19 protein-coding genes are annotated in these 21,892 nt (G+C 64.5%); 10 read left to right on the top strand and 9 right to left on the bottom strand.

Translation table 11 applies throughout. The annotated features are described in order from the left end of the window. Nucleotides 1-89: 89 nt before the first annotated feature. The 5 genes from ACPJW8_RS05255 to ACPJW8_RS05235 all read left to right on the top strand — a co-directional run bounded on the left by ACPJW8_RS05255 (nucleotide 90) and on the right by ACPJW8_RS05235 (nucleotide 5,341). Entirely contained in the window at nucleotides 90-710 is a 621-nt protein-coding gene (locus ACPJW8_RS05255; RefSeq protein ID WP_330186764.1) for a DUF4245 domain-containing protein, read from the top strand. A gap of 10 nt (nucleotides 711-720) precedes the next feature. Beyond that, the gene (locus ACPJW8_RS05250; RefSeq protein WP_330186763.1) at nucleotides 721-1,335 is read left to right on the top strand and encodes a carbonic anhydrase; all 615 of its coding nucleotides are present in this window, start codon (nucleotides 721-723) and stop codon (nucleotides 1,333-1,335) included. 76 nt (nucleotides 1,336-1,411) lie between these two features. Next, nucleotides 1,412-2,839 (top strand): class II fumarate hydratase, encoded by a 1,428-nt coding sequence (locus tag ACPJW8_RS05245; RefSeq protein ID WP_330186762.1) that lies wholly within the window; start codon nucleotides 1,412-1,414, stop codon nucleotides 2,837-2,839. Between the two features lie 145 nt (nucleotides 2,840-2,984). Further along, nucleotides 2,985-3,659, top strand: coding sequence for a TetR/AcrR family transcriptional regulator (locus ACPJW8_RS05240; RefSeq protein WP_330186761.1), 675 nt, complete (start codon nucleotides 2,985-2,987; stop codon nucleotides 3,657-3,659). Then, nucleotides 3,656-5,341, top strand: a complete 1,686-nt coding sequence (locus ACPJW8_RS05235) for an MDR family MFS transporter (protein ID WP_330186760.1) — start codon at nucleotides 3,656-3,658, stop codon at nucleotides 5,339-5,341. The genes ACPJW8_RS05240 and ACPJW8_RS05235 overlap by 4 nt, the downstream gene beginning before the upstream one ends. Here ACPJW8_RS05235 and ACPJW8_RS05230 read toward each other — a convergent pair. Beyond that, nucleotides 5,301-5,852: an A24 family peptidase gene (locus tag ACPJW8_RS05230; protein ID WP_330186759.1), complete on the bottom strand. Its 552-nt coding sequence runs from the start codon at nucleotides 5,850-5,852 to the stop codon at nucleotides 5,301-5,303. The two genes, ACPJW8_RS05235 and ACPJW8_RS05230, sit on opposite strands and share 41 nt — an antisense overlap. A 97-nt stretch (nucleotides 5,853-5,949) precedes the next feature. On the opposite strand from ACPJW8_RS05230, the gene ACPJW8_RS05225 reads away from it, so the two are divergent. Beyond that, a complete protein-coding gene (locus ACPJW8_RS05225; protein WP_330186758.1) occupies nucleotides 5,950-6,648 on the top strand; it encodes a GNAT family protein in 699 nt (232 codons plus the stop codon). Here ACPJW8_RS05225 and ACPJW8_RS05220 read toward each other — a convergent pair. Both ACPJW8_RS05220 and ACPJW8_RS05215 read right to left on the bottom strand, forming a co-directional pair. Then, nucleotides 6,645-8,075, bottom strand: a complete 1,431-nt coding sequence (locus tag ACPJW8_RS05220) for a PhoH family protein (RefSeq protein WP_330186757.1) — start codon at nucleotides 8,073-8,075, stop codon at nucleotides 6,645-6,647. The two genes, ACPJW8_RS05225 and ACPJW8_RS05220, sit on opposite strands and share 4 nt — an antisense overlap. Nucleotides 8,076-8,343: 268 nt before the next feature. Then, nucleotides 8,344-9,105, bottom strand: coding sequence for an isoprenyl transferase (locus tag ACPJW8_RS05215; RefSeq protein ID WP_330187021.1), 762 nt, complete (start codon nucleotides 9,103-9,105; stop codon nucleotides 8,344-8,346). A 208-nt stretch (nucleotides 9,106-9,313) separates the two neighbouring features. Between ACPJW8_RS05215 and trhA the strand changes: the two genes are divergently transcribed. Continuing rightward, entirely contained in the window at nucleotides 9,314-9,964 is a 651-nt protein-coding gene (gene trhA / locus ACPJW8_RS05210) for a PAQR family membrane homeostasis protein TrhA (protein WP_425256458.1), read from the top strand. On the opposite strand, the gene ACPJW8_RS05205 is transcribed toward trhA, so the two are convergent. The 3 genes from ACPJW8_RS05205 to mca all read right to left on the bottom strand — a co-directional run bounded on the left by ACPJW8_RS05205 (nucleotide 9,961) and on the right by mca (nucleotide 15,054). Then, nucleotides 9,961-13,551: an alpha-N-acetylglucosaminidase TIM-barrel domain-containing protein gene (locus ACPJW8_RS05205; protein ID WP_425256418.1), complete on the bottom strand. Its 3,591-nt coding sequence runs from the start codon at nucleotides 13,549-13,551 to the stop codon at nucleotides 9,961-9,963. The genes trhA and ACPJW8_RS05205 overlap by 4 nt on opposite strands. Nucleotides 13,552-13,714: 163 nt before the next feature. Then, nucleotides 13,715-14,062, bottom strand: a complete 348-nt coding sequence (locus tag ACPJW8_RS05200) for a hypothetical protein (protein ID WP_330186754.1) — start codon at nucleotides 14,060-14,062, stop codon at nucleotides 13,715-13,717. 86 nt (nucleotides 14,063-14,148) lie between these two features. Then, a complete protein-coding gene (mca, locus tag ACPJW8_RS05195) occupies nucleotides 14,149-15,054 on the bottom strand; it encodes a mycothiol conjugate amidase Mca (RefSeq protein WP_330186753.1) in 906 nt (301 codons plus the stop codon). 237 nt (nucleotides 15,055-15,291) lie between these two features. Here mca and ACPJW8_RS05190 point away from each other — a divergent pair, with 237 nt between their 5' ends. From ACPJW8_RS05190 to ACPJW8_RS05180, 3 genes are all read left to right on the top strand, one after another. After that, nucleotides 15,292-15,645: a DUF4307 domain-containing protein gene (locus ACPJW8_RS05190; RefSeq protein WP_330186752.1), complete on the top strand. Its 354-nt coding sequence runs from the start codon at nucleotides 15,292-15,294 to the stop codon at nucleotides 15,643-15,645. A 149-nt stretch (nucleotides 15,646-15,794) separates the two neighbouring features. Beyond that, nucleotides 15,795-16,289 carry a transcription elongation factor GreA gene (gene greA, locus ACPJW8_RS05185; RefSeq protein ID WP_330186751.1) on the top strand — a complete coding sequence of 165 codons (495 nt, stop codon included), beginning with the start codon at nucleotides 15,795-15,797 and terminating at the stop codon, nucleotides 16,287-16,289. A 170-nt stretch (nucleotides 16,290-16,459) separates the two neighbouring features. Then, a complete protein-coding gene (locus tag ACPJW8_RS05180) occupies nucleotides 16,460-18,364 on the top strand; it encodes an HNH endonuclease signature motif containing protein (RefSeq protein WP_330186750.1) in 1,905 nt (634 codons plus the stop codon). Between the two features lie 331 nt (nucleotides 18,365-18,695). On the opposite strand, the gene ACPJW8_RS05175 is transcribed toward ACPJW8_RS05180, so the two are convergent. The 3 genes from ACPJW8_RS05175 to ACPJW8_RS05165 all read right to left on the bottom strand — a co-directional run bounded on the left by ACPJW8_RS05175 (nucleotide 18,696) and on the right by ACPJW8_RS05165 (nucleotide 21,892). Next, nucleotides 18,696-19,292 (bottom strand): rhomboid family intramembrane serine protease, encoded by a 597-nt coding sequence (locus ACPJW8_RS05175; RefSeq protein WP_425256457.1) that lies wholly within the window; start codon nucleotides 19,290-19,292, stop codon nucleotides 18,696-18,698. Nucleotides 19,293-19,369: 77 nt separating this feature from the next. Then, on the bottom strand, nucleotides 19,370-20,608 hold the full coding sequence (gene ilvA / locus ACPJW8_RS05170; protein WP_330186748.1) for a threonine ammonia-lyase: 1,239 nt from the start codon (nucleotides 20,606-20,608) through the stop codon (nucleotides 19,370-19,372). 3 nt (nucleotides 20,609-20,611) lie between these two features. After that, nucleotides 20,612-21,892 (bottom strand): AI-2E family transporter, encoded by a 1,281-nt coding sequence (locus ACPJW8_RS05165; protein ID WP_425256417.1) that lies wholly within the window; start codon nucleotides 21,890-21,892, stop codon nucleotides 20,612-20,614.

The raw sequence follows: 21,892 nt of genomic DNA, 5'->3' as shown, positions 1-21,892 counted from the left end.
TGATCATAGTCGCCGGGCCATGGCAGCCCGCGCTGGATGACGCCCCCGCGAAATGTGAGTTCCCCCTCCGGATAGGCGACTATAGAAGGGTGAGTGAATTGCAGGAACAGCCAGTCAAACCCGTCATCCCGGCCGCTGCGGCGAAGCGTGCCAACGCCTCGGTAATCGGCATGATCCTTGCGTTGGCGGTCAGTATCCTGGCTTTCCTGCCCGTGGTCCTGATGAACCCGGCCCCCGATTCTGACGGCTTTGTCTCCACCGTGGACGTCAACGGGACGGCCGCGAACGCAGCAGGTGTGGCAGGATTCACACCGGCCACGCCGGACACCGGCGGGTCCTACCGCTCCAACTACGCGCGCTGGGAATCGGGCACTTCGGACGGTGTGCCCACTTGGGAAGTGGGTTACCTGACGCCGGCGGGATCCTTCATCGGACTGGTCCAGACCCGCGCCGCCAACCCGACCTGGCTGGCGCAGGTCACCACCAATGCACCGGTGACGGGAACCCGCGACGCCGGCGGCCAGGCCTGGGAGATCCGGGACACCGGCCAGGGCGAGAAAAACCTGATCCTCAACCACCGCGGCACCACCGTTGTATTGTCCGGCCCCGCGAGCCTGGACGAGTTCGGCACACTGGCCTCCGCCGTCGTGGTTTCCATGGATGCGGCACCGGACGTAACGGTTTCATCCACCGCCGGGGCTACACCGTAAAGTAAGCCAGGTGACTACTTACCTGACTCCGGCCCTCGCCTGGCGGCGCATGCGCGAGGGCAATGAACGCTTCGTCTCCGGTTCATCCTCGCACCCCAACCAGGATGCTTCGAGGCGGTCTTCGCTGGTGGAGAACCAGCACCCGTTCGCCGTGATCTTTGGCTGCTCCGACTCCCGGCTGGCCGCGGAAATCATCTTCGACCTTGGCCTGGGTGATGCCTTTGTGGTGCGGACGGCCGGCCAGGTTATTGACGACGCCGTACTGGGCTCCCTGGAATACAGCATCAGTGTGCTGGAGGTGCCGCTGATCGTGGTGCTGGGCCATGACAGCTGCGGTGCAGTGCAAGCCACCAAGAACGCCGTGGAGACCGGAAGCATGCCGGTGGGCTTCATCCGCGACCTGGTGGAGCGGATCACGCCGTCCGTCCTGACGTCCATCAGGAATGAGCAGCACGAGGTCAACGACATGGTGGTGGAGCACGTCAAGCAGACGTCCCAGCGCCTGGTGGACAGCTCCCGTGTGATTTCCGCCGCAATTGAGTCCGGCCGGGCCGCTGTCCTGGGCTTGTCCTACAGCCTGGCAGAGGGCCGCGCCAACGTGGTTTCGGGAATCGGCGAGCTCTAAAACCGCTGCCGTGGCCGGTGTGTAGCATGCGGTTCACGGTTTTCGATGGGGTGCCTGATCGCCCTAAGCTAGCCCCATGACTTCCACTGAAGAGTTCCGCATTGAACATGACACGATGGGCGAAGTCCGCGTCCCCGTGAACGCCCTGTACCGCGCGCAGACGCAGCGTGCAGTCGAGAACTTCCCCATCTCCGGAAAAACCCTGGAGCGCGCGCACATCGAAGCGCTGGCCAGGGTCAAGAAGGCTGCGGCCCAGGCCAACGCAGAACTTGGAGTGCTCGACGGCGAGCTCGCCAAGGCGATTGCAGAGGCTGCCGATGAGGTAGCTGCGGGAAAGTACGACGGCGACTTCCCCATCGATGTCTTCCAGACCGGCTCCGGCACGTCCTCCAACATGAACACCAACGAGGTCCTTGCCGAGCTCGCCACCCGTGCGCTGAAGGCTGCCGGCAGCGACAAGGTGGTCCACCCCAACGACCACGTCAACGCCTCACAGTCCTCCAACGACGTTTTTCCCACCTCTGTGCACGTGGCCGCCACGTCGGCGCTGATCAACGACCTCATCCCGGCCCTGGGCTACCTGGCCGAGTCCCTGGAGCGCAAGGCCGTTGAATTCAAGGACGTCGTCAAGTCCGGCCGTACGCACCTGATGGACGCCACGCCCGTAACCTTGGGCCAGGAGTTCGGCGGTTACGCTGCCCAGGTCCGTTACGGCATCGAGCGCATCAACGCCTCGCTCCCCCGCGTGGCTGAAGTTCCGCTGGGCGGCACCGCCGTTGGCACCGGCATCAACACCCCGGCCGGCTTCCCGGAGCGCGTTATCGAACTCCTGGCCACGGACACCGGCCTGCCGCTCACCGAAGCCCGCGACCACTTCGAAGCACAGGCCAACCGCGACGGCCTCATCGAAGCATCCAGCCAGCTGCGCAACATCGCGATCTCCTTTATGAAGATCAACAACGACCTCCGCTGGATGGGCTCCGGCCCCAACACCGGCCTCGGCGAAATCGCCATCCCGGACCTGCAGCCCGGTTCCTCGATCATGCCCGGCAAGGTCAACCCGGTCATCTGCGAAGCCTCCATCATGGTGGCCGCGCAGGTCATCGGCAACGACACCGCCATCGCCTGGTCCGGCACCAACGGCGCCTTCGAACTGAACGTTGGCATCCCGGTCATGGCAGCCAACCTGCTCGAGTCCATCCGCCTGCTGTCCAACACCAGCCGTGTTATGGCAGACAAGATGATCGACGGCATCACGGCCAATGTGGAGCGCGCCCGCTTCCTGGCAGAAGCCTCACCGTCCATCGTGACTCCGCTGAACAAGTACATCGGCTACGAGAACGCTGCCAAGATCGCCAAGACGGCCGTCAAGGAGGGCCTCACCGTCCGCCAGGCCACCGAGAAGCTCGGCTTCGTGGGCGACGGCGAGGGCCAGGTCTCCGAGGCCGACCTGGACGCGGCCCTGGACGTCACCACAATGACGCGCCCGGCCCACAAGGCGTAACGGCCCCACCGCCTCCTGAACCTCGACGGCGGCCTGCACCTTTCCACGGAAGGTGCAGGCCGCCGCCGTCGTACCCGGAGCCAGTGACAGATGACACGTGGCTATCTTTTTGCACTCTCGCTTAAACAGTGCAAAACTTTACTTTGTGGAAAATAGTGCAAACATCGACGGCGGGCTCCGCGAGCGCAAGCGCCAGCAGACCCGTAAGGCCATCACGGCCGCCGCGCGCTCACTGACCGCCACGAAGGGGCTCAACGGCTTTACTGTCGAGGAAGTCTGCGAGAGCGTCGGAGTCTCGCGCCGGACGTTCTTCAACTACTTCCCTACCAAGGAAGACGCCATCCTGGGCCACCACGACGATGAGCACCCCGGCGAACTGATGGCCGGATTCCTCAAGGGCGGCGGCGAGCCCGGCACGATCTCTGAGACCCTGCTCGCTGACCTCATCCAGCTCACCCTGGATATATGGGCGTCGAAGGTGAATTCCGAGTCCGCCACGGACGTCCGCCAGCTGATCGCGGCCATCAAGAAGGAACCCCAGCTCACGGCAAAAATCGCGGGTGTGAGCGCAGAGCGCGAGGCCGCGTCCCGCCAGCTGGTCGCCCAGCGTGAGGGTGTTCCGGCAGATCATCCAGTGGTGGTGATGGCGGTAACCATGATCAACGCCATGGCACACCACGCACACGAAACCTACTTCTCGGCGTCGAACACCCGCACCTTCCGTGAGCTCCTGCTCGAAGACGCTGTAGCACTCAAGACCCTGTTCAGCCAGGCGCTTCCCTTGCAGAACCTTCCCACCGGCCCCAAAGGATCATCATGAGCATTGCCACCGCTCCCAAGCAGGCAGCCCAGCCGCTGCTGCTGACCCAGAAAAGGATCTGGATCATCTTCTCGGCGCTCATCGCCGGCATGCTGCTCTCCAGCCTTGACCAGACGATCGTCTCCACAGCGATGCCCACCATCGTGGGCAAGCTGGGCGGCGTGGAACACCAGGCCTGGATCACCACGGCCTACCTGCTGGCCACCACCATAGTGATGCCCATCTACGGCAAGTTCGGCGACGTCCTGGGCCGGCGCAACCTGTTCCTCATAGCCATCGCCCTGTTCACCCTCGCGTCCGTAGGCTGCGCCCTGGCCACCGACTTCTGGGGCTTCGTGATCTTCCGGGCCATGCAGGGCCTGGGCGGCGGCGGCCTGATGATCCTCTCGCAGGCCATCATCGCGGACATTGTCCCCGCCAACGAACGCGGCAAGTACATGGGCCCCCTGGGCGCCATTTTCGGCCTCTCCGCCGTCGCCGGTCCGCTGCTGGGCGGCTTCTTCGTTGACCACATGACGTGGGAATGGGCCTTCTACATCAACATCCCCATTGGCATCGCAGCCTTCATCACCGCCTGGTTCGCCCTGACCCTGCCCAACAAGAAGGCAGAGAAGCGCATCGACCTCCTGGGCGTACTGTTCCTCTCCGCCGCCACAACCTTCCTGATCTTCTTCACCGACTTCGGCGGCAAGAAGGACGAGGGCTGGGATTCGCCGCTGACGTGGGCATTCGGCGCGGCGTTCGTGCTCTCCGCACTGGCCTTCGTGATGGCTGAACGCCGGGCCGAAGACCCCATCATCCCGCTGAGCCTGTTCAAGAACCGGATCTTCATCAACGCAACAGCCATCGGCTTCACCCTGGGCCTGGGCATGTTCGCAGCGATCGCCTTCGTGCCCACGTTCCTGCAGATGTCCTCCGGTACGTCCGCCGCGGAATCGGGCCTGCTGATGCTGCCCATGATGGTTGGCCTGATGGGCACGTCCATCTACTCCGGCATCCGGATCTCAAAGACCGGCACCTACAAGATGTACCCGATCATTGGCGCGTCGTTGACCATCGCCGCCATGCTCTGGATGACCACGTTGTCCGCCGCCACGCCCATCTGGGTGATCTGCCTTCAGCTGTTCGTCTTCGGCGCGGGGCTGGGCCTGATCATGCAGGTGATCGTCCTGGTGGTGCAGAATGCCGTGCCCGCCGGGGAGATTGGCACCGCGACCAGCACCAACAACTACTTCCGCGAAGTGGGCGCAGCGCTGGGTGTGGCGGTGTTTGGTTCCATCTTCACCAACCGGCTGTCCACCTCGCTGACGGAAGCGTTCACCGGTGCCGGCGCCACTGCCGAGCAGGCCGTCCAGGCCACCAGCACCCTGGACCCACAGGCACTGTCCCAGCTGCCGGACCAGCTCCGCGACGCCATTGTCAACGCCTACGCTGACTCCCTGGCGCCCGTTTTCTGGTACCTGGTGCCCTTCATTGCGCTGGCCTTGATCCTGGCGATCACGCTGAAGCAGATCCCGCTGTCCGACACCGCCGGAATGGTGGCCCGCGGCGAGGCAATCGGCGGCGCCGAGGCAGAGCAGCTGGAAGCCGAACGGCTTGAAGGTGAACGGCTGGAAACTGAAAGGCTGGAGGCTGGCCAGGCTACGGCAGGAGCATCGCAGCCCCCGCGCCCAGGAGCATAAACGGACCAAAAGGGATGGCGGACTTCAGGGTCCCCCTGCGGGCCAGGATCAGGGCAACTCCCCACAGTCCGCCGAGCAGGAAGGCGCCGAAAGTGGCAAATGCCAGGTGTGACCAGCCCAGGTAGCCCAGGTACATCCCCAGGATGCCGGCCAGCTTTACGTCGCCAAATCCCATTCCGGGCGGATAGATGAGCCGGAGGAGGAAGTAGAAAATCCACAGCACCGCTCCTCCGGCCACAATCCTTCCTCCCGGAATCCCAAAAAGTGCCGCGCCGCCGTCGGGCATCAAGGACAGGGCTTCCCCGTCCAGGTGGTGCAGGACGGCCGCGGCCAACAGCAGGACGGCCACCGCAGGGTACGCGGGGAAGATGACCCGGTTGGGCAGCCGGTGTTCCCGGATGTCAATGACCGCAAGCCGGACGGCCATCACCACGAAAAAGGCGCACGCGGCCAGGACCAGCCAAAACACTACTGGGGACGTGCCCCACAATTCCCCAAGTCGTCCGCTCACTCCTCGGATGCTACGCGAGTTTTCCCGGCGGATGCAGCCTTGTCGCGCGCGCTGTGGACAACCCGGAATTCCGGGACTCCCCGGTTAGGCTGGCACGATGACCGCGCTGACATCCATCTGGCCGCTCCATGGCCTCACCCTGACAACGCCCAGGCTGGTGCTGAGGCCCATTGCCGACGACGACATTCCCGCCGCCGTGGAGGCCGCACGGTCCGGAGTCCACCAGGCCGGCAAGAGCCCCTTCAGCGTCCCGTGGGCAGAGGTGCCGGCCGAACAGCTGGGCCCGAACATGGCGCAGTGGTACTGGCGGTGCAGGGCCGAGGCCACACCTGAGTCCTGGACATTGCTGCTGGGCGTGTGGCACGAGGGTGAGTTCATTGGCTGCCAGGACATCGGGGCCAAAAAGTTTGCCCGGCTCAAAACAGTCTCCACCGGGTCCTGGCTCAAGCAGTCCGCACAGGGCCGCGGCTTCGGCAAGGAGATGCGTGCCGCCGTCGTGCTCTATGCCTTTGACTGGCTGAAGGCGGAAGTGGCGGAATCGGAGGCCGCGGTGTGGAATGCGTCCTCCCTGGGCGTCTCGAGGTCACTTGGCTACGAGCCGAATGGCATGCACCGCCATTCATGGGGTGACAACACGGTGGACGTCCGGCATGTCCGGCTGACGCCAGCGCTGCTAAAGCGGCCGGACTGGGCCTTGGAAGTGACAGGCCATGCAGCCGCCGCCAGCTTCCTGGGCGCAGACGCCGAGGGTCCGCTGCCCGGCACACCGGACAGCGGACCCTCGCTGGAAGCCTAGATCTCCGCACCCTCCAGCAACTCAGTCACGAGCGCGGCGATCGGCGAGCGCTCGGACCGGGTGAGGGTGATGTGGCCGAACAGCGGGTGGCCCTTGAGGGTCTCCACCACTGCCGCGACGCCGTCATGCCGGCCCACGCGGAGGTTGTCGCGCTGGGCGACGTCATGGGTGAGGACAATCTTGGAGTTCTGGCCGATGCGGCTCATCACGGTGAGGAGAACGTTCTTCTCCAGCGACTGGGCTTCATCCACGATCACAAACGCGTCATGCAGGGACCGGCCGCGGATATGGGTCAGCGGCATTACTTCGAGCATGCCCCTGTCCATGACTTCCTCCACCACTTCCTGGCTGACCAGGGCGCCCAAGGTGTCAAAAACGGCCTGCGCCCAGGGGTTCATTTTCTCGGACTCGGAACCGGGCAGGTACCCGAGCTCCTGCCCGCCCACCGCATAGAGCGGCCGGAAGACAATAACCTTGCGGTGCTCGCGGCGTTCCAGGACTGCTTCAAGTCCCGCGCACAGGGCCAGCGCCGACTTTCCGGTTCCGGCCCGGCCGCCGATCGAAACGATGCCCACGCCCGGGTCCATCAGCATGTCAATGGCCAGGCGCTGCTCGGCAGAGCGGCCGTGCAGGCCAAAGACATCGCGGTCGCCCTTGACCAGCCGCACCTGCTTGTCGGCACCCACCCTGCCCAGCGCCGATCCCCTGTTGGACAGCAGCACCAGGCCGGTGTTGACAGGAAGTTCAGCGGCAGCCGGGATGAAGGCCGGCTCGTGGCCGTAAAGGGTGGCCACCTCTTCGTCTGTTGCGTCCACCTCCGCAATGCCGGTCCACCCGGAGTCCTGGACCAGTTCGTTGCGGTACTCATCCGCGGTGAGGCCCATGGCCGATGCCTTGACGCGCATGGGGAGGTCCTTGGAGACCACCGTGACGGACCGGCCCTCGTTGGCGAGGTTCTTGGCCACCGCCAGGATGCGGCTGTCGTTGTCGCCGCTGCGGAAGCCGGCAGGAAGGACCTCGGAGGAGATGTGGTTCATCTCCACCATCAGCGTGCCACCCTGGGAGCCGATGGGCAGCGGCCTGTTCAGGCCGCCGTGCTGGACGCGAAGGTCATCAAGCAGGCGAAGGGCCTTACGGGCGAAGTAGCCCAGCTCGGGATCATGCCGCTTGGATTCCAGCTCCGTAATGACCACTATGGGGACGATGACCTCATGCTCTGCGAAGCGCAGCAATGCCCGCGGGTCTGACAGGAGCACCGAGGTATCGATGACGAAGCTTTGGACGCCCGGGTCCCGCCCGGAAACAGAAAGACCGGCTGCAGCGTCATTCTGCGCTGCACCGGTCCCGGTGGTGGCTCGCTTGGCGCGAGAGGTAGCTTTCTTTCCGCCGTCGGTAGAAACGGTGGAACGCTCTTCAGAAGTAGCCACATCGACTCCAGCCCCGGACGTGCGCCCGGCTTTGTTATTGGTGAGGCGGCTCGGCCTGGAGGCCGGGTCCGGCCTCCCCAACATTCGGTGCGTGAATACGCTCCATGTAGTGGCCTCCCCGATCAGCCGGCGTTATTGCCTGCTGATGCTTACAACGTAAATCCAGCTCAGGTAATTTCCGGTTTCATCGCCCGGCGATTCTTGTTGCCGCCATGTGAATTCGCGGTAAACGGCGGCGGTGGGCTTACGCGTACGGCCCTGGCGGAGCCTACGACCCGAAACGCCGCTGCCGGCCTGCATAGTCACGCAGGGCCCGGAGGAAATCGACTTTGCGGAAAGCGGGCCACAGCGCCTCGCAGAAATAGAACTCGCTGTAGGCGCTTTGCCACATCAGGAAGCCGGAGAGCCGCTGTTCGCCGGAAGTCCTGATGACCAGGTCCGGATCCGGCTGCCCGCGTGTGTAGAGGAAGCGCGAGATGTCCTCAACGGTGAGCGAATCCGCGACCTCACGAAGCCCGACCCCTCGGTCCGCAGCGTCGCGGAGGAGTTCACTGACGGCGTCGACAATTTCCCTGCGTCCCCCGTAGCCCACGGCGACGTTCACATGGAGTTTTTCATGGACCGGAGTCCGGGCCGTCAGGTTGTTCAGCCTTTCGGCCAGGTAATCCGGCAGCAGCTCCGGTGCACCCATGGCATGGACTGAAATATCCGAATCCTCATCCAGGCGGTCCAGGGTGTTGGCGATGATCCCCATCAGGAGGTCCAGCTCCTCCGAGGAGCGGCTCATGTTGTCCGTGGACAGCATGTATAGCGTGACCACCTTGACGCCAAGCTCCTGGCACCAGCCCAGGAACTCATGGATCTTGTCCGCGCCCGCCTGGTGGCCCTGGCTGGTGGGCGCGTTAAACTGCTTGGCCCACCGCCGGTTTCCATCAACCATAACGCCGATGTGTTTGGGAATCCGGTCCCCCGAAAGGCTGCGCAAAAGCCGGCGCTCGTAATAGCCGTAAAGGAGCCCGGGCAGTTCCACGCGGCGGTTCACCTGACTTCCTGATGTGAGGGGCAGTTCCCTCCTAGGCTACCGTTAGCTTCCGCCCCCGGAATCCTACCCACCAGTAACTTACCGATACGTAAGTTAGGCTTAAAGCATGAACAGCATTCCTCCCAGCACCCCTCCGGAGGCCCACGGGCACCACGAACCGGAGCGCCCGGGAATTGCCGACGAGGCAGCAACCAGGATCGCCGAACTCCTCACCATCAAGCCAAAGTGGCGCGGCTGGATCCACACAGTGGCGGCCCCGCTGGCCCTCGTTGCGGGCATAGTCCTCGTGGCCCTTGCCCCCAACGCGGAACTCCGCATTGCCAGCGCCGTGTACGCCTTCACCGGCATCCTGCTGTTCGGCGTGAGCGCTGTGTACCACCGCGGCAACTGGACCCCCGGCGTCAGGATGGTGCTCAAGCGGCTGGACCACACCAACATCATGCTGGTGATCGCCGGCAGCTACACTCCCCTGGCCTGGGCCCTCCTGGAGAGGCCGAAAGCCGTACTGCTGCTGTGGATCATCTGGAGCGGAGCGATCCTCGGCGTCCTGTTCCGGGTGCTCTGGACGCATGCTCCACGCTGGCTCTACGTGCCCATCTACATCGCCCTCGGCTGCGGTGCCCTGTTCTACCTGCCGGACTTTTTCCGGGCGGACGCCGCCTCAGCGATCCTGATTTGCGTTGGCGGCGCCCTCTACATAGCCGGGGCTGTCTTCTACGCCCTCAAGAAACCCAATTTCAGCTACCAGCACTTCGGGTTCCACGAGCTGTTCCACGCTTTCACCGTGGTGGCCTTCGCTGCCCACTTCGCGGCCATTGCCCTGGCCGTGCTGGGCTCAACAGCCTAGGAACAGACCACCTTCGCATCAGCCCAGTCGGAGCGGTCCCACCAGTTGTCGGCGTCGTACTTATCGACGACGAGGCGCAGCGTGGTTGCCCCGGTCAGGTCAACGTCCACTGAGCGGGTTTCCCCGCCGCGCATAACGCCGCTGTCGAAAAGCTTCACGCCGTCTGCGTAGACGGAGAACACGACGTCCGGGAACGCGTCCGCCCGGTTCATGGTGTCATCGATACCCACGGTGGCCGTAAAGCGGGCGCACGCGGCCCCCAACAGGAACGTGGCCTCTGCGTCGGCGTTGGTGCCCAAACCCTTGGCGTACGTAGTACCCGAGAGGACGATCGGGCCCCCGTCACGCGCCGCCGTCTCGCCGTTGTGCATGTCCCGCTCCCACGGGCCGTGCCCGCCGGTCGCCGTGGCGAACGGGAGATCGGACAGGTAGTGGGTGCCGGCGCCCGGCGTCGGGACTGACGTTGCGGGAGCGATGCCAAAACCGTGGAACTGCGCCACGCCGGTGGCAGTGCCGCCTGCGGCAACCATAAAGAGTCCGACGTCGGACGCGGCCGCCGAGGCGACGGTCGCACTGCCGACCGGTTCCCACGTACTGCCGTCCACGCTGCACTCGCCGTTGTAAACGTTGCCGTTCCGGGTGATCCTCAGGTGCGCTTTCCCAACGAACGCCGTGTTCTCGGAAACCGAGTCCAGCCTGCCGTCATTGTTCGAGTCCCACGTAAGAACGCAACCGTGCTCCGGGGTGAGCGCGAGGTTCAGGAAACCGCGGCTCTCCTGGTTGGCCATGTCATCGCGGACGATGAGTCCGGCGCGGGCCCACGGACCTGTGTTGTCCTGTGCCGTGACCTGCGTGGTGGCCTGGTTGCCGGACGTCAGGGCATCGGTCCGGTAGATCGAGCCGAACTGCTTGGTGGAGCTCCACAGGTCCGCTCCTGCACCCACGATTGCATAGTCGTCACCACGCTGGGCGAACTGCGCGTTGTTGAACGAGACGGTCTTGTTCGGCTCTTCAACTCCGGACTTGGTGAACAGCCGGCCCTTGGCGGTGGCCTGCTGCGCGCCCTGTGCCGTTGTGTAGGCCGCGCGGACCGTGTATTCGGCCACGAGCGGCGGTTCTGCCGCCGGGTCCACGGACACCTCGTACGTCGCAGTAGTGCTTTCACCCGGCACCAGCGAGGTCTTCGCGGCGGTGACCAGGCGAGCCGTGACCCCGGCAGGGGTCTCGACGGCGGTGCTGACCCCGGTCACGGTCGTGTAGGCGTTCGGGTTGCGAAGGGTCACCTGGACCTGGCCGGGCGCCTCGGGCGTCGCCACGGTGGTCGCGGGGGTCGTGACAGCAATCGGGGCCGGGTGGGCGGTCAGGTAGTCGAGCACCTTCTTTGCGACGGCGGAGATGTCACCGGTGGGCGACACCGGCAGGCCGGCGCTGGAACCCTTAGCCCACTCGTCACCGACTGCAAACCAGTCGAACCCGCCAGGGTCGCGGTTCTCGGCGAGCGCGGCCTCGAGTTCGGTGAAATATGCCTGCCAGCGGGGCAGGTAGTAGGTGGAGATGAGGCCTGCCCACTCTCGGTTCGCGTAGTCGGCAAGACCGGAGTTGTAGCCCTCCCGGTTGCCCCAGATGGTGATGAGGCTCCGTGCGTCGTACTGCATCTGCGCAGCCTGATCCGGCGTGCCGGCCCATTGCGTGATGTCTTTGAGCCATGGACCGAGCATGGTCTGCTCGTTCGTCGCGGTGGTCTCATCCAGCAGGCGCATCTGCTCGATCCACTGGCCGGTGAGGTCCTTGAACAGGGCCGCGTCCTTGGCGTCGTACGCCGCCTTGATCCTTGGGAGGAGGAGGCGGCTGTTGTTGGAGAGCACCTGGCGGGTGACGTCCATGAGGTCATAGCGGTAGGCCTCCGAGGCCCGGGCCCCGACCGGAACGGCCAGCATTTCCGGCAGCGCCTGTGCGAACTTCGAGGCGTCATACCGCATTGATGTCGGCGACCACAGCGCCGCGGTGCTGGCGGTCAGGCTAGGCTCGGCGGCGAACAGACCATCCTGTGCCTCGCTCCAGCCGTCAGCGGGCATGTTGTAGGCCGTGCTGCCGAGCGTCTGCCACACCTTGTCGGCGGCCGGGTCCGCGGTGCCGTAGCGGCGTGCGGACCAGTCGGAGTACCACTTGGACATGTCCGTGGGACCGTCGGACCATGCAAGGCCGGCCAGGAATTCGAGGGCCACAGGGTTGTTGTCGCTGGCCTCGGGCAGGACGGCGATGCCGTTGAGGGCACTGCCGGACTTGGCCTTCCATTCCCAGTACCGCTGGTTCCAGATGCCGATATTGGCGCCCATGGTGGTATGGCCGCCGAAGTTCCAGATCGACCCGAACGCATAGGGCGTGCCCTTCCAGTCCCGCTCACGGTCCGTACCGTTGTAGCGGTCTGCCAGGCCATCAACGATCAGCATCTTCGACTTGTCGATGGCGGCCAGGGTCTCCTGGAGGGGATTGTTCTGCCAGCCAAGGATGGCCCAGAGCGCACCGGGCTGGGCTTTCTGGAGGGCTGCCTCGACGGCGCGGCTGGCGTCCGCGACGTTCACGCTGCCAGCCCGGCCACCCTCGTGAAGCAGATCCATCTTGTACATCCCGGAATCACCGAACCGGGTCTTGGAGCTCTCATAGAACGCCTCGGCCACAGCCGGGAACGGAGCGCGGGTTGGGTCCAGCCAGTCGGGCCGCTGGAAGCCGACCCAGTCACCCTGCGGCACGGTCACGGCACCCGGGTTGCGTTCAGCGAAGCCGCGCGGGACGGTACCGAAGTATCCCGGGAGGACGGGCGTGATGCCGAGCGAACGCATCCTGTCCGCGATCCTGGCTCCGAGCTCTGCGCGCTTCTCGACGAGATCCCGGGTTACCGGGCTCGGGAAGCAGCACATGTTCTGCAGGAGCCACCACGGCTGGTGCGCGGCCTGCGGGATCCAGGCCAGCAGTTCTTCCTCGCTGTAGCCAAACTTCTTGAAGGTATCGAGGTAAACGGCCTCCGCCCCAACGGGCACAAAGGCCTCATTGATGCCCTTGAGGGCAAGGACGTCAATCTCCTTTTCCCAGTCGGTCCAGGTCCTGTAGGCGCCGGTATAAGCGTCGTCAGTGTCGTTCAGTGCGAACCGGTGGCCTACGTTGGCCTTGACGAACGTGGTCCGTTCCGGAACGGCCAGTCTGGCTGCATCACCCAGCTGGGATCCGTTCCAGGAGATATTCATTCCCTGCTGGCCGAGATAGGTATCCAGGCCGCGCAGGATGACGCCGGGGCTTGTGCCACCAATGACGATCCTGCCCTTGGACCCGGTAATGCGGAAGTGCTCCTCGCCAGCGGTCGCCGGCTGCTCTGCCACGAACTGGAACCTGGCTGCGCGCTTCCCACCCAGGAGGCGCTCCGCGGCGTCTGCGGCGGACTCAACGTTCCACGACGCGGCTATGGCAGGGGGCGGGGCTTCGGTAGCTGGAGCCGATGCTGCGGGATTCGCCGGGACCAGCACGGCAGCCCCCACTGCCAGGCACAGCATAGGAACAAGCACGCGGGATCCACGGAAAGAAAAAGGGGGCATTGACGACTCCTGATGGAATTCTGGCCTAAACGATCACAGTCAATCACTGTGATTTGGCTCACGTCAATGAATCGATCAAACGCTCAGCCTTACGAAAGCGGCGATCAGGAGGCGTTCGCCCGGTCGAGGCCGTGCTCCGCGCGGTTGCGGTTGGTCCCGGCTGTCAGCGGGGGCCCGCTCCGGGGCCCGGAGGCTCGGTGTCATCACCGCGCGTGCCGGGAACATCGACGTCGGGAGCTTCCGTTTGAGTGTCCCCCGCATCTGCCGCCTCCTCCGCCGCCGCATCAGCTTCGGCAGCGGCGGCAAGACGGTGCTCCTCAAGCTGGCCGCGGTACCGGACCCGGCGGACCCGGCGGACCATGTCCACCAGGAGCAGCGTTGTGGCCACAACGAAGAACGCCGTCATGATGAAGCCCAGCGTCCCCGGCGTGATGTCTTCCTGGCTGATGCCGGGACGCAGGGACGGCGACGGTTCAGGCGTGGCGGTCAGGAGCAGGATGATGTGATGCACTGTAAACCTTCTGGAGGACGGAAGACGCCTGCGCGGTAGACACGGCCCGGAAGGCGGCATCTTCTACGAAGCATAGAAAACTGTGTCTATCTTATCCCGGCGAACAAATCCGTTTCCGGCAGCTCAGTGTCCACCCGGGACTGGATCAGCGAGTAGTCCTCCCAGGGCCAGGCACGACGCTGCATCTCAGTCGATACAGCAAAGAAGAACCCCAGCGGGTCCACCTGTGTGGCATGGGCGCGCAGGGCGTCGTCGCGGGCTTCGAAGTAGTCCCCGCAATCGATCTGCGTTGTGGTGGGGTGGGTAGGCGGCGGCGGCATGTGTCCTTCCGGATCACTCTCCAGCCAGGCGGCCAGCCGTTCGGCGTAGGGTGACTGCAGGCCTGCCTCTTCAAGGGCAAAGTGCAGCGCCCTGAACCGCTCCGGGCTGAAGGCGCGGTCATAATACAACTTCGCGGGCTCCCATGGCTCGCCGGCGTCGGGGTACCGGGCAGCATCCCCGGCAGCTTCAAATGCCTCTACCGCGACCTTGTGCGCCATGATGTGGTCCGGATGGGGGTAGCCACCCAGCTCGTCATAGGAAAGGATCACGTGCGGCTTGAAACGGCGTACCAGCCGGACCAGCGGAGCAGCCGCATTCTCCAAGGGCTGCATGGCAAAGCATCCGGCAGGGAGCGGAGGCAAGGGATCGCCCTCCGGGAGGCCCGAGTCCACAAAACCCAGCCACTGCTGCCGGATGCCCAGGATGGCGGCCGCCTTGTCCATCTCCAGGCGCCGGGCACCAGCCATATCCCGCTTGGGATGTGGCGCGTCTTCCATTGCCGGGTTCTGGATGTCACCCCGGGAACCGTCAGTGCAGGTTGCCACCATGACTTCGACGCCGCTGGACGCATACATGGCCATGGTGGCCGCACCCTTGCTGGACTCGTCATCGGGATGGGCATGGACCGCCAGGAGGCGCAGTGGCGCCGGCGTGGAACTGGACGCGGTCATGGGAAGGATTCCTCTTTCTGGTGCCGGTTTCTGGAGCCGGGGTGGCTGGCCGGCGGCGGTCTTGTTGATGCATCTCTTGCTTCGTGGCGGCCGGTGGGATTCAGGCCGCCGGTTGCCCACTAAACTGGACTGGTGAGTTCCCCGGACCGGCCTGCTTCATCATTGCCCGCAGACACTAGCCTAGCCAATCGCTATGGCCGCCAAAAGCGCGCCCTGAGCGCCCGGAGCAAAAAGGTGATGGCCGCCGTCGCCCTCGCCGCAGGCGTCGGGTTCATGGCATGGGTTGCCTTGTCAAACGCCACCGGCGCCGTCACGTTCAAGGACATCAGTTACAGCACCACGGATGCGACCCAGACCGAGATCGATTTTGAAGTAACCAGGGACTCCGGGACAGCAGTGAAGTGCGCCGTGAAAGCACTGGACTCCAAATACGCGATCGTCGGCTGGAAAGTTGTGGACGTACCAGCTGGAGCCGTGGAAGGCGCCAACGACTCCGGGCGAACTGTTGCCCAACGCGCCGTGGTCCGTACAGAATCACTCGCGGCCACCGGCGTCGTGGATAACTGCTGGGTGCCCGACGCCACTGGCTGATGTGACGCGCGCCCCTTCCGTGTTGGGATTCATCCACTGTGTTGACTACAATGTACTAATACCTTCACCCCGCTGAGCTGGTTACTGAGTTCCACAAGTGGCCACCGTGGCGGGGTGTCTTGCTTGTAAGACCACAAGAGGAGAAGTCCGTGTCTACCACCAACAGTTCGTCTGCCGCCTGGCTCACCCAGGAGGCGTTCGACCGTCTGAAGGCAGAGCTGGACCACCTTTCCGGCGCCGGCCGGGCGGAGATCGTCCAGAAGATTGAAGCCGCCCGCCAGGAGGGCGACCTCAAGGAGAATGGTGGCTACCACGCAGCCAAGGAAGAGCAGGGCAAAATCGAAGCCCGCATCCGCCAGCTCACCGTCCTGCTCCGTGATGCCCAGGTTGGTGCCGCCCCGGCTGACGACGGCGTGGTGGAACCTGGCATGATTGTCGTCGCTAAGATCGCCGGTGACGAGGAAACGTTCCTTCTGGGCTCCCGCGAAATCGCCGGCGACTCCGACCTCGACGTTTTCAGCGACAAGTCGCCGCTGGGTGCCGCAATCATCGGCCACAAGGAAGGCGACCAGCTCTCCTACACAGCGCCTAACGGCAAGGACATCGCCGTGGAGATCGTCTCGGCCAAGCCGTACACGGGCTAATCACCCCGGCTTCACTTACACACGTTCGGCTGCTCCTGGTTCAGGGGCAGCCGAACGTGTTTTGGGGGCCGTGTTTCTTTTGGGGGCAGGGCTTGAATGGCCGGCGGGCTGTCTCAGGCGAATTCTCCTGCGGCATAAAGAATGTCAGACCCCCTTGGCATGATGATTTTATGGATGCCAGGGCGGTTGCTGAAGCGGTGGAAGCCGTTGCCGCGTCCGTCGCTGCGCTGCGGGATTTGGTGGGTTCTCCGGCTTCGGACTCGAACACTACCCTTGCCTGCGGTGCCCCGAGCGATCCGTTGCCGGATGCCTCAGGCGGGTCTGCTGCTGGGCCCGTCCTGACTGCCGACGATCCAAGTGATCCTCCGCGGGATGAGTTTGATGCGTGCCTGGGCGGGTTGGCGGAAGTGGCCCGGCTGGAGGCACGGGTCGCTGCCTTGAAGGTGAGGCTCACGGCCGCGTGCGTGGCCGCGCAAATGGCGCGCCTTGCCCCCGACGCGTCGGACTGCGAAAGGGGTGTGGCGGAGATGTCCACGGTCGCGGAGATCGCGTGCGCGTTGACGGTCAGTGAAGGAGCCGCCGGCGGGCTCGTGGAGCTTTCGAACCGGATCACTACCGCGTTGCCGCTGACCCTTCAAGCCCTCGGCGAGGGATCCTTGTCGTGGCAGCACGCCCGGATCCTCGCCGACGAAACCAACACCATGAACCCCGCCACCGCCACCGCGTTCGAAGCCAGGTTCCTGGACCCCACCCACCCCGACGCCGGCCGAGGTTGCCCGCCCGGGGAGATGACACCGTCCCGGTTCCGGGCCCGGGCCAGGTACTGGCGCGAACACCACTACCTCAACACCATCGAACAACGCCACACCAAATGCCATGGCGACAGGAGGCTGGAATACCGGCCCGACAAGGACGGCATGGCCTGGCTGAACGCCTACCTCCCCGCCCACGACGCAGCAGCCATCTGGAACCGCGCCACCGCAACCGCCCGCGGGCTCCAACATCCGGATGAACCCCGCACCCTCACCCAGCTACGGGCCGACATCGCAGCGACCTGGCTCCTCACCACAGGACTCACCGAACACGAACGCAGGAGCGGAGAAAGCGGCGGCGACAACGGTAGGAGCGGCGGCGATCCGACCAGGGGCGTCAGTGTCGTCAGCGAAACCGGCGGACCGGAAGCCGGCGGTAACCCGGGTGGCAGCGCTGCCGGTGGCGCGACAGGTCGCGGGGCTGCGGGTGGGCGTGGGTTTGACCGGGTCCCGTCGCCGCGGGCCCAGGTCCTGGTGACCGTCCCGGTCTTCACCCTCATGGGCCTGGGCGATGAACCCGCGGTCCTTGACGGGTACGGGCCCATCCCGCCATCCATGGCACGCCGGCTCGTCGCCAACGGCGCCGACTCCTTCCACCGCGTCCTCACCGACCCCCGCGACGGCACCCCACTGGAGATCGGCAGGACCAGCTACCGCATCCCCAAAAACATGCGACGGTTCCTCATGCTCCGCGACGAACACTGCCAATTCCCCGGCTGCACCAACCACTCCCTGGACAACGAAGCAGACCACCTCACCGCCTGGGAACACGGCGGACCCACCGCCATCACCAACCTCACCCAACTCTGCCGCAAACACCACCACCTCAAACACAACACCACCTGGACCCCCACCCAAGCCACCACCAACCAACCACCCGGCTGGACATCACCCACCGGCCGAACCTACCCACCCCAACCACACCACCAACAACCCACCACCTGGCCACCAGGAACCCTCCCACCAGCCGCATCCGCCGCACACGCCGCTGCCCGAGACGACAACCCCACTCAACGGCGAAGCCTGCCCACAACCCGGAATCTCCAACATCACCGGAGCCAAAGTCAGAGTCTCGCCCGGTCTCAACGGCGGAGCCTGCCCACAGCACGTCCACCACGCCACCGGTTCAGCTCTCGAAACCGGCCCAGGACCTGCTCAAAGACCTCTGGCTCGGACCCTACCCGGCACCACCCGCGTGGCTCCTCGAAGCCTGGGCCGAACAAGAACAACACGAACCGCCAGAACCCGACGAAGCACTCCTGAACTGGCTCGACGAAATCGACGCCAACGACGCACTCCTCAACACCCTCGTCAACGGCACACTCCTCACTGCCCTCGCCGCAGCCAGCACCAGCACCAGCATCCCCCACAACGCCATAGCCAACACCTGATCGAAGACTCCACCCCACCAGCAGCTCCACATGTGTTGGGCGAGCCGCTCCTGTTTGATGAGCCGCCGCTGTTTGATGAGCCGCCGTGACGGGCATTGGCTGGCAACCAGTATTGGCCTGTCAACCAAGCCGGGGACGGCGCGTTCCGTAACAGAGGCAGAGCCGGATGTGACGCCGTCGAACCATCCGGGTGAGGCGGCGAGCTACCGCGCGGGACGTTTCAGCAGCAATGCGGCCAGTACGCCACCCAGCGCGCCGCCAAGATGGGCCTGCCAGGAAATGAAACCGGCCACAATGGGCAGGACACCCAGGAGGATGCTTCCGTAGGCCAGGAACAGGATGGCGGACAGGAGAATCTGCCACCAGTTCCTGTTCAGGAAGCCACGGACCAGGAGGAAGGCAAACAGCCCGAAGACCAGGCCTGAAGCACCAACGGTTATGCCTCCTCCACCGAAAAGCCACACGGCTGCACCCGAGCCCAGCCAACTGAGCGACAGCGTGGTGACAAAGACCCTCACCCCGGCGAGGAACACCAGGAAACCGAAGATGATGAGCGGCAGCGCGTTCGACGTGAGGTGCCCGATGTTGGCGTGCAGCAACGGAAAAGTCAGGATGTCCAGAACCCCGTCGGCGGAACGTGACCGCAACCCGAAAATGGTGTTGAGGCTGCGAAGCGTGAGGAAATTGATCAGCTCCACCACGAACAACAACGCCACGAAGGAGCCCACTACCAGCAAGCCTGTTTTCGCCCGTTCCGCTGTCCCGGCGGCAACCTCGCTTCTGCTGCCAAGACCCCCGATGCCCCGACGTCTCCCAGCATTTCCAGGACCCCAGGTACCCCCGGGACTCCCCCGCCTAGGCAGCTTCACTCCTGCTCCTAGTGGACCACGATGGGCTGGAAACCCTCAGCGCGGAGCGCCCCCAGCACCTGTTCGCCGTGCTCGTGGCCTTTGGTTTCCAGGTTCACGGTGATCGAGACGTCGCCCATGCTGATGGCCCCACCGACCCGGGTGTGGTCCAAGCCGGTAACGTTGGCATCGTTTTCGGCGATGATGCGCGCGATCGTGGCCAGTGAACCGGGACGGTCGTCAAGCATCATCCGTACAGTCATGAACCGCCCGGCAGCGGACAGGCCTCGCTGGATGACCTTGAGCATCAGCATGGGGTCGATATTTCCACCGGACAGGATGACCGCCGTGGTGCCGGGGTTTTCGATCTTGCCGTCCATAAGGGCCGCAACGCCCACGGCGCCGGCAGGTTCAACCACCATCTTGGCCCGTTCCAGGAGGAAGATGAGCGCCCGGGCAAGGGAATCCTCGCTGACGGTGACGACGTCGTCCACCAGCTCCCGGATGATGCTGAACGGCAGCTGGCCCGGGCGGCCTACTGCTATGCCGTCCGCCATGGTGGACACCTTTTTCAGCGGCACCAGCGCATCGGCAGCCAGCGACGGCGGATAAGCGGCAGCGTTTTCAGCCTGAACTCCGATGATCCGGATGTCACGGCCCAGTTCCTTGGCGCGGGCCTTGATGGCCACTGCGACGCCGGCCAGGAGACCGCCGCCGCCGACCCCCATGAGGATGGTGTCGACGTCGGGAATCTGTTCCAGGATTTCCAGCCCCACCGTGCCCTGCCCGGCCACCACGTCCACGTTGTCGAAGGGGTGGACAAACACAGCACGGGACTCGTTGGCGTACCGCTGGGCTTCAGCCAATGCCTCATCCACGTTGTGGCCGTGCAGGATCACTTCGGCCCCATGGCTGCGTGTTGCCGCAAGCTTGGGCAGTGCAACACCGAGTGGCATGTAGATCCTGGCCTTGATTCCCAGGCTCTTGGCAGCCACAGCCACACCTTGGGCGTGATTACCGGCTGACGCCGCCACAACGCCCCGCTTTTTCTCGTCCGCGGACAGCCTGGCCATCCGCACGTAGGCGCCGCGGACCTTGAAGGAACCGGCACGCTGCAGGTTCTCACATTTGAAAAAGACGTTGCCGCCCACCATGGTGCCCAATGCGCGCGATGTCTCCACCGGAGTGCGGGTAATAATGCCTTCGAGCAGCTTCTGCGCCTCCAGGACATCGTCCAGATTGACGGGCAGGCTCTCGAGGTTATTCACGAACTATTCTCCTTTGGCGGATGATTCTCCGGTGGTGGTCTGGTTGGCAGCGCCTTCGTTGGCCTCATCGGTGTCCCGAATGGTTCCGAGGGTTGCCGCCGGCGGCGCGTCCCCAGGGTCCACCGGCACCAGTTCATGTTCCCACGTTCTGGCAGCAATGTAGCGAATCGAGGTGTTTGCTACGGCGAGGATCGGCACGGAGAACAGTGCCCCGGGAATGCCCGCAAGGTATGAACCTGCGGCAACGGACAAGATGACGGCCACCGGATGCAGCGCCACTGCCTTGCCCATGACCAGGGGCTGCAGGATGTGGCTTTCCAGTTGCTGGACGGCGAGGACGATCGCCAGCATGATCAGGGCGTTGATGGGACCGTTGGCAACCAATGCCAGGAGGACGGCGATGGCTCCGGTGACCAGGGCGCCCACTACGGGAATGAATGAACCAAGGAAGACAAGGACTGACAGGGGAAGTGCCAGGGGCACACCGATGATGGCAGCGCCGACGCCGATGCCGACGGCGTCCACGAAGGCCACGAACATCTGGATCCGCACATAGCTCACCATGGAGGCCCAGCCACGGCGTCCTGCCCCATAGCTCGCAGCCCGCGCTTTCCTGGGGAGCAGCCGGACCATAAATGACCAGATCCGCTCGCCCTCAAGAAGGAAGAAGATCAGGATAAAGAGGGCCAAAACAAGTCCGGCAGCAAAATGTCCGGCTGTACTGCCGAAGGACAGCGCACCGCTGAGGATGCTGCTGCTGTTGTTCTGCAGCGCAGCGACGCCCTCCTCGATATACGTGTCAATCTGGGCCGTGGTCAGGTGCAGCGGGCCGTCTGCCATCCATTGCTGGATCTGCTGTATGCCCGTCAGGGCCTCAGACCAAAGGTCACCGAAGCCGGTGATCAGCTGCCTGCCAACGAGGGTCAGCGCTCCGCCAATCAGGCCCAGGAATCCGAGGATGGTGATGGCGACGGCCAGGCCCTGCGGGACCCCCCGCTTTGCCATGAAATTGACTACCGGCGCGAGCAGCCCTGAGAGGAGCGAGGCCACCATCACCGGAATAATGAGGAAACTGATCTTGCTGAGGAGCCAGACAAGCGCACCGACCATCAGGAGGATCAGTCCAAGGCGCCAGGCCCACGAAGCCGCGATGCGGACTCCATAGGGAATGTCCTGGTCCAGCTGCTTGTCCGTCACCACCCTCATGGGTCCGGCCGGACCCGTCTTCGGCCCGGTTGGGGCGGTGGCTCCCTGCATGGGTTCTGAAGCGTTTTCCGGAGTCAT

The sequence above is a fragment of the Pseudarthrobacter sp. J47 genome, from assembly GCF_049810315.1.
Classification (GTDB): Bacteria; Actinomycetota; Actinomycetes; order Actinomycetales; family Micrococcaceae; genus Arthrobacter.
This window is presented reverse-complemented; position numbering and strand designations above follow the sequence as displayed.